This is a genomic window from Paraburkholderia susongensis, from assembly GCF_900177725.1.
GTDB classification, from domain to species: Bacteria; Pseudomonadota; Gammaproteobacteria; order Burkholderiales; family Burkholderiaceae; genus Paraburkholderia; species Paraburkholderia susongensis.
The window spans coordinates 193,908-207,930 of sequence record NZ_FXAT01000007.1 but is presented as its reverse complement, the minus strand read 5'-3'; the positions used below and the strand labels follow the sequence as shown (position 1 = coordinate 207,930).

Genomic DNA, 14,023 nt, shown 5'->3' with positions numbered 1-14,023 from the left:
GACCCATTCAATGGAACAAGCCCACGTGCCCCTGAGCAATCAGGTTCACGTGGGCTTGCGTTTGAAGGTTTGAGGATTCGAGGAACTGACTAGAACAGATAATTGGCGAAAAGGCCGTACGTTATCTGGCTCGTTTTCTCGGTAATCGGGCTGTCGCTTGCATCGCCGCGCAGCCATGCGAGCGAAACGCTGGCACCGACGTTCCAGTGCGTCGCAATCCGGTAAGCGCCGTTTATCGAAAAACGCAACTGGTTCAAACCGGAGCCAGCCGAAAAGGTTGGCAATCCCGAACGAGCGCTCTGCTCCGACGTCACGCCGAAGTAGGTTTCGTTGTACTTGCTGCTTGCCCACGTCAAACCCGGCCCTGCGGTAAGCGTCAATTGGGGGATCGGCTGGTAGCGCCCCATCAGATCGAAGGTTGCAACCGTACCGCGGTCATTGCCGGCGATGTCGGTCAATACGCTCGCGCGCGCCGAGATGAACTGATAGGTATAAACACCGAACAGTTCGGCATGCGCCGTACGCTTGACGTCGCCGAGACCTCGCAGCCGTGAATCGTCGGACTCGCTGCGCGGTTGGATGAAATCGTAGGTCACAGCCGCGCCGATGCGCCAGTTACTGTCGCGGTACAGATAAGCACCCAGCGACAGCAGCGAAGCGGCATCCGGATTTGCGCCGATAAAGAAGCGGTCGTAACTCGCACTCACCGTCGGCACCGCTTCCCATTTCGTACCGCTCGAACCGGGAAATTTCGGCATGTTCACCACGCCACCACCGACAGAAAAGTGCCACGGGCTCGCGTTGGCGGCAGGCGCCTGGGTGATTTCCGGCGCACCGATCGAATACAGACTTTCCGACAAACCCAGCGTATCGTCCGCCATCGCGGCAACTGCAAACATCGACAACGCGGAGCCCGCCACCACCTTCATCACGAGTGGCTTCGACACATCAATCATTTCGCTTTCTCCGTGGAAAAAATGGACAGGATGACCGCAACGCCGCCTGTCCTGACGTTTATGGCGTAGTGCTGATGCTGTAATGCAGTTGATTTCCGCGGGAATGGCCTTTGTTATTGAAAAGCCGGACCGCGCGTACCGGTTCGCGGTAGTGCGGTAAATGCCACGTTGCCGCGGTGCGGACCGCCTGATTTTCCGCAGCAAGCGTTGACAATAGTGATAAAGGCGCCGCCATTACCCGACGAAACAGTTCTACTGGGACATTCCTCTGACCCATCTCGCTTCCCCAACAGAGTTGAGTGTTGCGCTTTCTTCCAGGAGACTCACTATAGTAGTGAGTGGCATGAGCATAGCCCGTTTTTTTCAGGCGTCGCAAGCAGATTCTTTTAAATTACCCGCTAAAGTTGGTACAAACAGACACTTGCGACCGAAAGTTCACAATTCGGCGCTCATATCGTCACTTCCCTGCGAATGAATTCCACATGGCAAACCCACCGTCCATTTAGTCTGCACGGAATTTGCCAACCTTCGCCGCAAACGATACTCTTTCCCTCGCTTGGCGTTCTTCGCCGCGATTTATTGTTATGCGGCGGCTTTCGATGCACGATGATCCACGTTATGGGTGAGTTATGTCTTCAGGAAAGTACATCGGCAATAAAATAGTCAGCCCGTCGCTTTCATGTCTTTGCGACAAGTCACAAGTGCAGTATGCCAATCGCCGCATCAGCGCCGACCTGTCGCGCCGCGGCTTCGTCACGGGTATGGCGGCGTCGATGCTGAGCCTGGTTCTGCCCGGACTCAGCCAGGCTCAAAGCACCCTGCCGCCCAATGCGCCCGCCAAGCCGGTGCTGTTCACGAACTTCCGCCTGTTCGACGGCAAATCGCCCAAGCTGCGCGATGGGCTGTATATGGTCGTGGAAGGCAACACGATCAGCCAGATCGGTCAGGGGCAGCCTGCTTCGAGCGAAGGCAAGACAGTCGTCGATTGCGGCGGCAAGGTCATCATGCCCGGCATGATCGACATGCACTGGCATATGCTGCTCGCGTCGCTTCCCATTCAGGTCGTTCTGCAAAGCGACATAACGTTCGTGCATCTTGCGGCCAGCGCCGAAGCCGAGCGCACGCTGTTGCGCGGCTTCACCACCGTACGCGACGCGGGCGGCCCGACGTTCGCGCTGAAGCAGGCGATCGACAGCGGCATGCTGTCAGGGCCGCGCATCTATCCTTCCGGTGCAATGATCACGACGACCGGAGGCCACGGCGATTTTCGTCCGCTGACCGATCTGCCGCGCGAAGGCGGGCATCTCAGCCAGCCGGAACGTGATGGCGCTGTTGCGATTGCAGATACCGAAGATGAAGTCCGCCTGCGCGTGCGCGAGCAGTTCATTCAGGGAGCGACGCAAATCAAACTCATGGGATCCGGTGGCGTATCAACGCCGCGCAGCCCGCTGGACATGCTCACGTTCACGGAGAGGCAGTTGCGCGCAGCGGTCGAAACGGCCGCGGACTGGGGCACATATGTACTCGTACACACTTACACGCCCGAGTCGGTTCAGCGCTCTGTCGCGGCGGGCGTAGGTTGCATCGAGCACGCTCATCTGATGGACGACAAAACCGCCGCGATGATGGCGAAAAGCGGCGCGTGGCTCAGCACACAACCGTTCCTCAGCACAGCCGACGTTGCGCCGCTCGCCGGACCGGCCGTCGAAAAATTCGCAGAGGTCACCGCGGGCACGGACAACATGTACAAGCTCGCGCGCAAGCACGGCCTCAAGGTCGCATTCGGCACCGACATACTCTTTTCGCGGGAACTCACCACGCGGCAGGGCAAGATGCTCACGCACCTGAAGCGCTGGTACAGTCCAGCCGAAGCCTTGGAAATGGCAACCAGTACCAATGGGCAATTGCTTGCGCTCTCCGGCGAACGCAACCCTTATCCGCGAAAACTCGGTGTGCTCGAGCAAGGCGCATACGCCGACCTGCTGCTCGTGGACGGCAATCCGCTCGAGAATCTCGACCTCCTCGCGAACCCTGAGCAAAACCTGCGCATCGTGATGAAAGACGGGAAGTTCTACAAGAACACGCTCAAGGCATGACGGGCGATTAAACCGAATGCGTGCCGGAAAAACCATCGGCACGCACCCGGCCTGAAAATCCATCGGTCTGCTTCGGTTAGCGAACTGGCGAAGCTATTTCATCGGCCGGCGGGCGCGCAACATCTCGCGCCCGCCTTCGCGGCCTGGTACCTAACGCATTAGAGCAGCGCGCCCTTTAGTTGCCACCCTGCAGACGGATGTCGCGCGACGATGCGCCGACGTACACCCTGCTGCCCGGCACATACTGCCAGCGGTTGTTGGTCGTATCCCACACGCTCTGCATGCGCGGCGTCACCATCACGTGCACGCGACGCGATTCGCCGGGATTCAGGCCGACCTTGTCCCAGCCCACCAGACGGCGCGGCGGCTCACCCTGATACGGCACGCCGAGATACACCTGCGGCACTTCCGCACCGGCGACGCGGCCATCGTTGCGCACGTTGAACGATACGTCGATCAAACCACCCGGCAGACGCGCAACCGACAGACCCGAGTACGCGAAGTGCGTGTACGACAGACCGTAGCCGAACTCGAACATCGGCGTGATGTTCTGCGAGTCATACCAGCGATAGCCCATGTCGAGCTTCTCGGAGTACACCGGGTCTGCTGCAAATGCACCGTTCGTGCCCCACGTCGGCGTATCCTGGTCGCGCACCGGGAACGTGACAGGCAGCTTGCCGGAAGGATTGACCTTGCCGAACAGCACGTCCGCGATCGCCTTGCCGCCGGCTTCGCCCGGATACCACGCTTCGACGATGGCCGACACGCTGTCCTTCCACGGCATCAGCACCGGGTTACCGCTTTCGACCACGACGATCGTGTGCGGATTGGCCTGCGCGACCGCTTCGACGAGCGCATCCTGGTTGCTCGGATTCGCGAGGCTCAGGCTCGTCAGATCGCCGATGTCCTCACCGGCCGGTTGCGCGACGACGACGACCGCGACGTCGGAGTTAGCCGCGAGCGTCGCCGCCTGGCTGATCTCCTGCTGCGTGTACGCGCGGAACGGCGACTGCTGATCGCTGTTGCCGGCGAAGGTCACCTTGGCCTGCGGCGCGAGCGCCTGGATCGCCGAAACGATCGGCACGTTCAGCTTCAGCCACGGATTGGTCCACCAGCTGCAGCCCGTCTCCGTGCCGAACGTGAGGCCGCCGCAACCCGCGAACGAGCCCGTCACCGGGTCGCGCGTATTGCCCGAGCCGCCGCCCGTCAGCACCGCCGCGTCGGCATGCCCGCCGATCACCGCGATGCGCGACAGCGAACCGCCGGCAAGCGGCAACTGGTTGTTGGCATTCTTCAGGAGTACCATCGATTGCTCGGCGACCGATTGCGTGAACGCATTCGCGGCAGCGAAGTCGATCGTCGCGCCACCCTTCGGCGGATCGTCCATCACGCCCGTGCGAATCATCACGTAGAGCTTGCGCTCCACCATGTCGTTCAGACGCGCGGTCGAAACCGAGCCGTTCGCGATCGCCTGCTTGACCGCATCCGGCGTCAGATAAACGGTCGGCCCGACATCCTCTTCCTCATCGAGACCGGCGTTGATCGCGGGCGCCGTGCTTTGGGCCGCGCCCCAGTCAGACTGCACCTGCCCCTGGAATTGCCAGTCGTTCTTCAGCACGTCGTTGAGGATATGCGAGTTCTCGCACGCATAGGTGCCGTTGACGCGGTTGTAGCTGCACATCACGCTGCCGGGCTGCGCACGGCGCGCGGCGATTTCGAACGGCAGCAGATACAGTTCGCGCATCGTGCGCTCGTCGATCTGGCTGTTGCCGCCATTGCGGTTGTGCTCCTGCTCGTTGCCCATGTAGTGCTTGATCGTCGCGATCACCTTCTGGCTCTGCGTACCGTCGGTGCGCCAGGCCAGCATTTCGCCGGCGAGCACCGGGTCTTCGCCGAGATACTCGAAGAGACGGCCGCCGCGCGGTTCACGCGCGAGATTCGTGCCGCCGCCGAGCCCCATCGCGAAACCTTGCTGGCGCAGTTGAATTGCGATCTGCTTGCCGAAGTCGGACGATAGACGACGGTCCCAGCTTGCCGCTACCGCAATCGTCGCGGGGAAGGTCGTGCTCGGCTGCACAGTGCTGCCCGAGCCCGTAGCGGAGTCAACCATGTTGATATCGGGAATGCCCAGGCGCGGCACACCCTGAATGTAGCCCCCGCCGCCGCCCGGCACGGCAGACATTTGGTACTCCGAGTGAATGAGCTGCAGCTTTTCGTCGAGCGTCATCTTGTTGACGAGCGTCTCGGCACGCCGATGAGCGGCCGCCGACGCGAATACGTTCAACGTACTCGGGGTGGGAGGGAAATCGAGCGACAGGTTGGGAATTTCCGCGTGCGCAGCAGCGCTCACGGTCGCCGCTAACGCGACGGCCGGCCATAGTTTCTTTTGCATGTTTGTCTCTCCGAAATTGTGCTTTTCGTGGGGGGCAGCGGAGCGCGTCGGTTGGGTGCACAGTGGACGCGAAACAGGCGATGCAGCGGTAACTGCAAACGTTTGCCTGCCGGAAGAAGATTCGGCGCAACCGGATTGGCTGTAGCGACTCTCCGTGGAAGGTAATGTAAGAATGTAGTCTGACTACAGCATCAGTAGTTTTACTAATACGAGTGTTTTAATATGTAACTGGTCGTAAGAATTTTCTAACAGATTCAATTCAACGAAAGCTAATTGAAATTAAATGCAGAGTGGAAATTCCTTGATGTGAATTGTGAATTTTGAAAAATATGCGTATTAGCTAGAATTACGTCCTAAAGCGTAATTCCATCGTATTCGGCCATCCCGATCACGCGGTCTCACGGCCGCTCGGCGTGCTCTGCACTCGCTCAAGCACGGGCTTGAGGAAGCCGCCTTCATAGCTCAAAACACCGAATATTTGCATTGCATACGCGAATACCTTCTGGCATTCGTCATCATTCTGCAATTCGAGGTAATACGCTCTGCATATAGCGAAATTCTGAAGAAAATCAATGCGAACGCGACAGTTAATCATGGTGGCCGCCATCGCAAAAACGCGTATGCCTTCCACTATTGACAACAAAAATGGCGCCATCTAGTTTACTGGATACATCATCCCTTAAACTGGAAAATGGACATCAACGCTCTCATCGCGCGCCGCGTCAAGGAACTGCGCGACGCCCAGCACTGGTCCCTCGAAGCGCTTGCCGAGCGCAGCAAAGTCAGCCGCTCCAATATCTCGCTGATCGAACGGGGACAAAGCAGCCCGACCGCCGCCGTGCTCGACAAACTCGCCACCGCGTTGAATGTGCCGCTCGCGTCGCTGTTCGAGCAGGACGGCGTGCCGGCTGTCGAACCCTCGCCCGTGAGCCGCGCTGCCGAACAGGTCGTGTGGACCGATCCGGCCTCGGGTTATGTGCGGCGCCATCTTTCGCCAACCGCGCGCTCGGCGATCCAGTTGGTGGAAGTCGACTTTCCCGCCGGTCAGCGCGTCAGCTACGAGACCGGCGCGCGCGACGCGGAAATCCATCAGCAGGTCTGGATGCTCGAAGGCGCGATGGAGATCACGGTCGGCGACAGTAGCTGGCGGATCAAAACGGGCGACTGTCTCGCGATGCGTCTCGATCGTCCAACTGTCTTCAGGAATCCTACCCGCAAGCGCGCGCGCTACCTGGTGGCGCTCACCACCTTTCCCGTCACCGAAAGGAGAAACGGATGATCGATAACGTGACCGTACGACGCCTCGGCCCCAATGAAGCGTCGGCCTGCGTCGAGGCGCTCGCGGAGGTGCTGATCGACTGCGTGGAAGGCGGAGCATCGGTCAGCTTCATGCTGCCGATCTCGCGGGAAAAAGCGCTAGCGTTCTGGCGCACCGTCGCCAACGGCGTTGCACTCGGCGAGCGCACGCTGCTGATCGCCGAAGACGGCAACGGAGAAATCGTCGGCACAGTGCAGTTGATTACCGCACAGCCGGAAAACCAGCCGCATCGCGCGGATGTCGCGAAGATGCTCGTGCACAGAAAAGCGCGGCGGCGCGGCATCGCGCAGCATCTGATGCGCGAAGTCGATCGCATTGCGCGGGAAGAAAAGAAGTCGGTTCTCGTCCTCGATACGGTCACCGGCGGAGATGCCGAGCGGCTATATCAACGCGCCGGCTGGCAACGCGTGGGGGACGTGCCGAATTACGCGCTGATGCCCGACGGCGCGTTCTGCGGCACGACCTTTTATTGCAAGCAGCTCTGATCGAAAGCGGCGCTCGTTCGCTCACCATAAGAACTCCGCCGTCCGCATATAGTTGAAAATTTCAACTATATGCCTATAATGACCTGCGTGCCTGCACCGGGTATGACAGTCGACATGCGGAGCCCTTCTTGTACTCTGACTTCCTGACTTTCAGGCTCGATCTGACAAGCGCGCTGCTGATCAACCGCGCGAACCTGGTTTATCGCGAGCGCTGGGATCTCGACGTTCGCGCGTTGCGCGTGCTGCGCCTCGTATGCGCCGAACCCGGCATCACGCCCAAAACGGTATCGCAGCGCGCGCTGATCGAAAAAACGCTGCTCTCCAAAGTACTCACCGAGCTTGAAACGCGTGGCCTCATCAAGCGGAACACGCATTCGTCGGACCGCCGCAGCGTCGCGTTGCGCGCCACGGCAAGCGGTCTGGAAATCGCTCAGGCGTCGGAAGCGTTAGGATCGACGCTGGAGGTCGAGCTCGCCAAAGCGCTGAGCGGCAGCGAGCGCACAATGCTCGCACGGCTGCTCGGCAAGCTTTCGAACAGCCTGCTCGCAAGCGAGTCCGATGACGCGCCGCCTCGATGACCTTCGCCGGCAATTCGCATTTCGCGGCCTTTTTGTAATGCATACGGTAACAAGGAGTCTTCCATGCCGAAGCTGATCGAAACGATGTCGACCGCGATCGACGCGCTTCTGCCCGAACTCGAGACAATCTACAAAGATCTGCACCAGCATCCCGAGCTGTCGATGCAGGAGGTGCGCACCGCGGGAATCGTCGCGGATTACGTCGAAAAGCTCGGCTACGACGTAACGCGCAAGGTGGGCGTGACGGGCGTCGTTGCGCTGCTGCACAACGGCGACGGCCCCACGGTCATGCTGCGCGCCGACATGGACGCGCTGCCGATGGCGGAGGCAACCGGCCTGCCCTACGCGAGCACGGTGAAGGCGAAAGACGAAGACGGCTTCGAGGTCGGCGTCGCGCATTCGTGCGGTCACGACCTGCACGTCACGTGGCTGCTCGGCGTGGCGCGCCTGATGGCCGAACATCGCGACGCATGGCGCGGCACGCTGATGGCCGTGTTCCAGCCCGGCGAGGAAGTCGGGCGCGGCGCGCGCAGCATGCTCGACGAGGGCATGACCACGCGCTTTCCGAAGCCCGACGTGATTCTCGGCCAGCACGTGATGGTCGGCGCAGCGGGCACGATCGGCTATCGCAGCGGCACGATTCTCTCGGCGGGCGACAGCCTCAAGGTCAAGCTGTTCGGGCGCGGCTCGCACGGCTCGCAACCGCAGACCTCGATCGATCCGGTCATCATGGCGGCCTCCACCACGCTGCGTCTGCAAACCATCGTGTCGCGCGAAATCTCGCCGCGCGACAGCGCCGTGCTCACGATCGGCTCGCTGCAGGCAGGCACGAAAGAGAACATCATCCCCGACGACGCGACGCTCAAACTCAACATGCGCACTTACGACGAAGACGTGCGCGAGTACATGCTCGGCGCGATCCGCCGCATCTGCTGCGCCGAATGCGCGGCATCGAACGCGCCGCGGGAACCCGAATTCACCACGCTGTCGAGCTATCCGCTCACGGTCAACGACACCGCCGTCACCGAGCGTCTGCGCGATGCATTCGAAACGCAGTTCGGTGAGCGCGCATACGAAACGCAACCGGCCGCGGCCAGCGAAGACTTCAGCCTGTTCGGCCGCGAATGGGACGTGCCGTACTCGTTCTGGTTTATCGGCAGCACCGATCCCGAGACTTTCCGCAACGCGCTCGCCGCGAAAAAACTCAACGAGATTCCGAGCAACCACTCGCCGAAATTCGCCCCGGTGCTCGACCCCACGCTGCGCACCGGTCTCGAAGCGATGCTGTGCGCAGCCGGCGTCTGGCTCGACCAACACGACAAATCACTGTGAATTCGCACACGGTCTATACCATTCTCGATCTGATCGGCACGTTCGCGTTTGCGATCAGCGGCGCGGTGGCCGCGCGCCAACGCCGGCTCGACCTCTTCGGCATCGCCGTGATCGCCTTCATGGTCGCGTGCGGCGGCGGCATCGTGCGCGACATCTGCATTGGCGCAATTCCACCCGCGGGCCTCTCGAACTGGCGCTATCTGGCAACCGCGCTGGCCGCGTCGACGGTCACGATCATCGCGTATCCGCAAGTGCGCCGGTTGCGTCAGCCGGTGCTGTTCTTCGACGCGATCGGGCTCGGCCTGTTCGCCGTGTCGGGCGCGCAAAAGGCGCTCATATACGGCCACAACGCCGAACTCGCGATTCTGCTCGGCATCGTCAGCGCGGTGGGCGGCGGCGTGATGCGCGACGTCGTGCTCTCGCGCGTACCCGCGATTCTCGAACGCGAAGTCTACGCATCGGCCGCGCTGCTCGGTGCGGCGGTGCAGGTCGGCTTTTCGTACGCGGGCTGGACCGACTGGTGGACACCGTGGTTCGCAACGCTCGCCTGCGTCATAGTGCGGCTCGCGTCGCTGCGTTACGGCTGGCGCCTGCCGATATTTCATGGAAGGCGCACGGCCGAAACACGCGACAACCCGTAAGACGCGCCCGGCACACCATTCGCTCACACGCTACGCAACGCCTTCTGACACGCGGCGAGCACCGCACCCGCCGCGAGCAGCAACGCCGAATAGACGAGCCCGCGCGCGAGCCCCGCGCCGTCCGACACCCAGCCGATCACCACCGGCCCGACGATCTGCCCGAACGCGAACACGATCGTGAACGCACTGATGCCCTTCGCCCAATGACTCGCGGGCAGATTGTGGCGCACGAACGCGGTCGTCGACGCGACAGCGGACAGGAACGTCGCGCCGAACAGCATCCCCGATACGAACGCGACCCACGGCTGCGCGAAGAGCGCGGGCAGCAGCGTCGCAACCGCGAGCAACGCATTGAGCACCGCGAGCGCCTGACCGCCGCGCATGCGGTCGAGCAGCCGCGACCAGATCCGCGCGGACACCACGGTCGCGACGCCGAGCAGCAGATAGAAGCTCGTCACGACGGCCGCGCTCATGCCCGCGTTGCGCAACAGCGCAACGATGAACGTCATGTAGCCGATATAGCCGACGCCGAATAACCCGTAGCCCGCGAGCGCCGCGCCAAAGCGCGGCCAGCGCGGCGCGTCGGCGGCCTGCCTTGCGCGAGACACCGGCGCGGCGGCCGCAGATGCGCCCTCGATCCGGCGCGCCGCGACTATCGCGACCGTCGCGAACAGCGCGCACGCGGCCGCCAGCGCGAACCACGCGAACTGCCAGCCGTGCGCGGCGTCGAGAATCGTCAGCGGCACCAGCACCGACGAGGCGACGATTCCCCATCCCGTGCCGCCGTAGTACAGGCCGAGAATCAAGCCCGCATCGTGCGGCCGCGCCGACGCGAGCCGCGCGGCAAGCACGCCGCCGCTGATGAAGATCGCAGCGCTGCTCGCGCCCGTGACCACGCGCAGCACGAGCAGCGAATGCGTGTCGGCGAGCAGGCCGCTGCCCGCCATCAGCAGCGCCGTGATCGCGCAGCCGCCCGCGAACAATGCAGCGGCCGTCCAACGGCGCGCGAGCCGCGGAAAGACCAGCGCGCCGAGCAGATAGCCGAGCGCATTGGCGGTGTTCATCGCACCGGCCTGCGCAAAGCTCCAGCCAAGATCGAGCTTCATCGCCGGCAGCAGGAGCGCGTAAGCGAAGCGCGCAAAACCGAGCGCGATTGCGCTGCCGAGCGATAGCGCGGCGGCGAGCATCAAAGTCGGCATGCGCTGCGCGGAGTCGGTTGAGGGGGAATTCGGCGCGGTGTCGAGCGAGTTGAGGGACATGGGCGGACGTAGGGTGGGCAAGAACGCTGCAAGCCGGTTCTGGTGAGGTGGTTTTGATCCGGCAGATCGCCATCATAGCCGGGAGCGCGGCCCCGAGATTGACCGTTAGTTGCGTTAATTACCAACTCGACGGCCCAGTAACAGTGCGAGCTCATCCTTTTAAATGAGAATGATTTGCATTAACAAGGAATTTGCCCCATGATTCAGCGCATGGCCATGCGACCGACACCCAACCCGATGAAGCCCGGCGCACGCGCTGCGTCGTCGCCGAATCACTGCCTGCGTGATGCGCTGGCCTGCGACGCGGCACCGTTCAAGCAGGCCCGCGCGACTTTCCGGACTGTGTCCATTCAGGAGCATCGATGAACTTCCGCTCTCAACACGGCAGCCGCCCCGAACTGATCGACGATCATCCGGCCGAGACCGCCGATGCCCCCGATCGCACCGTGCTCAGCGCCGTGCGCACGTGGCTGCGGCCGGCCTGCGAGACTGCGCGCGGCAACCTGCATTGGCGCGACATTCTGAGCGACGCGGGCTTGCGTCAGGACGGCATCGAGCATTTCGATCTGTTGATGCGCTCGCTGATGCGCGTGTCCTATCGTCCTCTCGACATGCGCTGCCGCTGCGCGACCGAGCTTGGCAAAGACGAGGCCGTGATCCTGCAAACGATCGCGCTGCTGCAGAAGACCCATAGCGGCGCCGCGTTGCGCATGCTGAGCGAGTGGCTGCCCGCGCCCGCGGTCAGCGGCGTGCTGAAGCTGATCCGCTGGTTCGCGATCGACCTGCTCGACGCCGGCGTCGAACTCAGCGCACAGGCACGCCGCGTCACGTATATGCATTGAGGATTCCTGCTTACCTCACTGGAACCGGACCTCGCTGTGGCCGCGTGATACGCATGATGCGTCAGCCTTCGAGCGCTCCTTCGCGCGCGCGGCGCATCGCTTCGAGCAACGTCGCTTCATTGCCGATATGATTCGCGAGCAGCAGAATCAGCTGCGCGTTGGCCGACTGGCTCTGCGCATCGTCGAGACCGCGATGCATGTCGATCAGCGCCTCGTAGAAATCGTCGGGGCGTGTGAGATTCGGTTGCGTGTTCAGTGCCATGTCTGTCTCCTGCCCTCTTCCTCAATGCGCCGCCGGTGCGGTGCTCGCACCCGAGTGCGCACTCGCGTCCAGATTCGCGGCCGCGCCCTCGACGCACAACGCCCGCTTTAGCGCATGCTCGACGGCATCCGCGTCGAGTTGCCGCCAGCGCGCGCATACGTGCTGATCCGGCCGGATCAGATAGAACGTGCCGGGCTTCGCGTCATAGCGTGTGCTGGCAAGCCCTTCGGTATCGTGCACCGCACGGATGTTCGCGGGCAGGTGCGCGAGCGCGGATGCATCGTCCCGCGCTTCGCCTTGCCTCACGATGACGAGCTTCAGCGGAATCGGCGCCGCACGCAATGCGTTCAACGCGGCCCGCGCGGCCTCGCCGACGCCTCGCTCATCGCAGAACAGCACGCCGGTGAATTGCTCGCCGAGTTGCCGCAGCAGCCACGCCGGTTCGTCATCCATGTGCACCGGCGCATCGACGCACGCGGCGCCCGGCACCATCGCGCCGTCGAAGCACTCGCGGTCCGGCGTATTGAGCGGCGAATCGCGCAACACCGCGGGCACCGACAATCGCCCGCTGTTCGTCAACTGACGCGCGAATGGATAGTGCCGCGACAGCTTCAGCACGGCATCGCGAAAGACGCGGCTCACCGGTGTCTTCGGCGTGATGAAATCGGTGGAGCGCGTCGAGTTGCGGATGTTTTCGTCGGCGGCGAATTCGCGTTCGCTCGCATACGTGTCGAGCAGCGCATCGGGCGCCTTGCCGTCGAGCACCATCGCGAGTTTCCACGCGAGATTTTCCGCGTCCTGCACGCCGCTATTCGCGCCGCGCGCGCCGAACGGCGAGACGCCGTGCGCGGAGTCGCCCGCGAACAACACGTTGCCGTGGCGAAAACGCTCCATGCGCGTACATGAAAACGTGTAGACGCTGACCCATTCGAGTTCGAACTTCACATCCGCGCCGAGCAAGGCGCGCACGCGCGGCATCACACGTTCGGGCGTTTTTTCGAGCGCGGGATCGGCGTCCCAGCCAAGCTGGAAATCGATCCGCCATACGTTGTCCGGCTGACGATGCAGCAGCACCGACTGATTTGGATGAAATGGCGGATCAAACCAGAACCAGCGCTCGATCGGAAATTCCGCTTCCATTTTCACGTCGGCGATCAGGAAGCGATCCCTGAACGTGACGCCCTTGCTGTCGAGCCCCATCATGTTGCGCATCGGACTGCGCGAGCCGTCGGCGGCCACCACGTAGCGGCCGCGCAGCGCATACGTGCCGTCCGGCGTTTCGACGGCGAGCGTAACGCTCGCGTCGCGCGCGCCCGGCGTGCCGTGCTGCTGCACGCCGACCACCTTGCTTTTCCAGCGGATCTCGAGATTCGACATTTCCTGCGCGCGTTCGAGCAGAAAACCCTCGACGTAGTACTGCTGCAGGTTGATGAACGCAGGCCGGTGGTGCCCCGCTTCCGGTTGCAGATTGAACGTGTAGACGAGATCGTTCTTGAGGAACACCTTGCCGACATTCCAGCTGATGCCCTTATCCACCATTCGCTGCCCGCAGCCGAGGCGGTCGAAAATATCGAGCGAGCGCTTCGAGAAACAGATCGCCCGCGATCCTGTGGATAACGAACAATCGTCGTCGAGAAGCACGACCGGCACACCCTGCTGCGCGAGATCGATCGCGGTGGCGAGGCCCACCGGCCCCGCGCCGACCACGATCACCGGATAGGCCGCCGGCTCCTTTTCACGCGGCACGCCCTCTTCGCGCTGCGCTCGCTGTTCGCGGCACGGCCGGTACTCGAACGACAGCGCCTGGTAGTTGATGCTCATCTAATGTCTCCGTCCCGCCGCGCTCCTCGGCGCGGCGTCTC

The 14,023-nt window shown here is 62.5% G+C and carries 14 protein-coding genes; 8 read left to right on the top strand and 6 right to left on the bottom strand.

Translation table 11 applies throughout. The annotated features are described in order from the left end of the window. Positions 1-89: 89 nt before the first annotated feature. Positions 90-1,160 carry a MipA/OmpV family protein gene (locus B9Z01_RS21780; RefSeq protein ID WP_143809023.1) on the bottom strand — a complete coding sequence of 357 codons (1,071 nt, stop codon included), beginning with the start codon at positions 1,158-1,160 and terminating at the stop codon, positions 90-92. Positions 1,161-1,729: 569 nt separating this feature from the next. Between B9Z01_RS21780 and B9Z01_RS21775 the strand changes: the two genes are divergently transcribed. Continuing rightward, positions 1,730-3,052 carry a metal-dependent hydrolase family protein gene (locus B9Z01_RS21775; protein ID WP_085487132.1) on the top strand — a complete coding sequence of 441 codons (1,323 nt, stop codon included), beginning with the start codon at positions 1,730-1,732 and terminating at the stop codon, positions 3,050-3,052. A gap of 175 nt (positions 3,053-3,227) precedes the next feature. Here B9Z01_RS21775 and B9Z01_RS21770 read toward each other — a convergent pair whose 3' ends face one another. Together B9Z01_RS21770 and B9Z01_RS21765 are read right to left on the bottom strand one after the other, a co-directional pair. Next, complete coding sequence (locus B9Z01_RS21770) at positions 3,228-5,444, bottom strand: beta-glucosidase (RefSeq protein WP_085486860.1); 2,217 nt, start codon at positions 5,442-5,444, stop codon at positions 3,228-3,230. Positions 5,445-5,832: 388 nt separating this feature from the next. Continuing rightward, a complete protein-coding gene (locus B9Z01_RS21765) occupies positions 5,833-6,099 on the bottom strand; it encodes a hypothetical protein (protein ID WP_143809022.1) in 267 nt (88 codons plus the stop codon). 36 nt (positions 6,100-6,135) lie between these two features. Between B9Z01_RS21765 and B9Z01_RS21760 the strand changes: the two genes are divergently transcribed. The 5 genes from B9Z01_RS21760 (at position 6,136) to B9Z01_RS21740 (ending at position 9,798) form a co-directional block, all read left to right on the top strand. After that, complete coding sequence (locus B9Z01_RS21760; RefSeq protein WP_085486856.1) at positions 6,136-6,723, top strand: helix-turn-helix domain-containing protein; 588 nt, start codon at positions 6,136-6,138, stop codon at positions 6,721-6,723. Beyond that, entirely contained in the window at positions 6,720-7,247 is a 528-nt protein-coding gene (locus tag B9Z01_RS21755) for a GNAT family N-acetyltransferase (RefSeq protein ID WP_085486854.1), read from the top strand. Before B9Z01_RS21760 ends, B9Z01_RS21755 begins: the two co-directional genes overlap by 4 nt. Before the next feature lie 128 nt (positions 7,248-7,375). Next, the gene (locus B9Z01_RS21750; RefSeq protein ID WP_085486852.1) at positions 7,376-7,825 is read left to right on the top strand and encodes a MarR family winged helix-turn-helix transcriptional regulator; all 450 of its coding nucleotides are present in this window, start codon (positions 7,376-7,378) and stop codon (positions 7,823-7,825) included. Positions 7,826-7,888: 63 nt separating this feature from the next. Beyond that, positions 7,889-9,157, top strand: coding sequence for a M20 family metallopeptidase (locus tag B9Z01_RS21745; RefSeq protein WP_085486850.1), 1,269 nt, complete (start codon positions 7,889-7,891; stop codon positions 9,155-9,157). Next, positions 9,154-9,798: a trimeric intracellular cation channel family protein gene (locus B9Z01_RS21740; protein ID WP_085486848.1), complete on the top strand. Its 645-nt coding sequence runs from the start codon at positions 9,154-9,156 to the stop codon at positions 9,796-9,798. Before B9Z01_RS21745 ends, B9Z01_RS21740 begins: the two co-directional genes overlap by 4 nt. Before the next feature lie 23 nt (positions 9,799-9,821). Here B9Z01_RS21740 and B9Z01_RS21735 read toward each other — a convergent pair whose 3' ends face one another. Then, positions 9,822-11,057: a YbfB/YjiJ family MFS transporter gene (locus tag B9Z01_RS21735; protein WP_085486846.1), complete on the bottom strand. Its 1,236-nt coding sequence runs from the start codon at positions 11,055-11,057 to the stop codon at positions 9,822-9,824. Between the two features lie 198 nt (positions 11,058-11,255). Between B9Z01_RS21735 and B9Z01_RS35655 the strand changes: the two genes are divergently transcribed. Beyond that, positions 11,256-11,423: a hypothetical protein gene (locus tag B9Z01_RS35655; protein WP_167387545.1), complete on the top strand. Its 168-nt coding sequence runs from the start codon at positions 11,256-11,258 to the stop codon at positions 11,421-11,423. After that, the gene (locus B9Z01_RS21730; protein WP_085486844.1) at positions 11,420-11,899 is read left to right on the top strand and encodes a hypothetical protein; all 480 of its coding nucleotides are present in this window, start codon (positions 11,420-11,422) and stop codon (positions 11,897-11,899) included. Before B9Z01_RS35655 ends, B9Z01_RS21730 begins: the two co-directional genes overlap by 4 nt. Before the next feature lie 61 nt (positions 11,900-11,960). Here B9Z01_RS21730 and B9Z01_RS21725 read toward each other — a convergent pair whose 3' ends face one another. Both B9Z01_RS21725 and B9Z01_RS21720 read right to left on the bottom strand, forming a co-directional pair. Next, positions 11,961-12,161 (bottom strand): DUF2783 domain-containing protein, encoded by a 201-nt coding sequence (locus B9Z01_RS21725; protein ID WP_085486842.1) that lies wholly within the window; start codon positions 12,159-12,161, stop codon positions 11,961-11,963. Positions 12,162-12,182: 21 nt separating this feature from the next. Further along, positions 12,183-13,982, bottom strand: a complete 1,800-nt coding sequence (locus B9Z01_RS21720) for an FAD-dependent oxidoreductase (protein WP_085486840.1) — start codon at positions 13,980-13,982, stop codon at positions 12,183-12,185. Between the last annotated feature and the right edge of the window lie 41 nt (positions 13,983-14,023).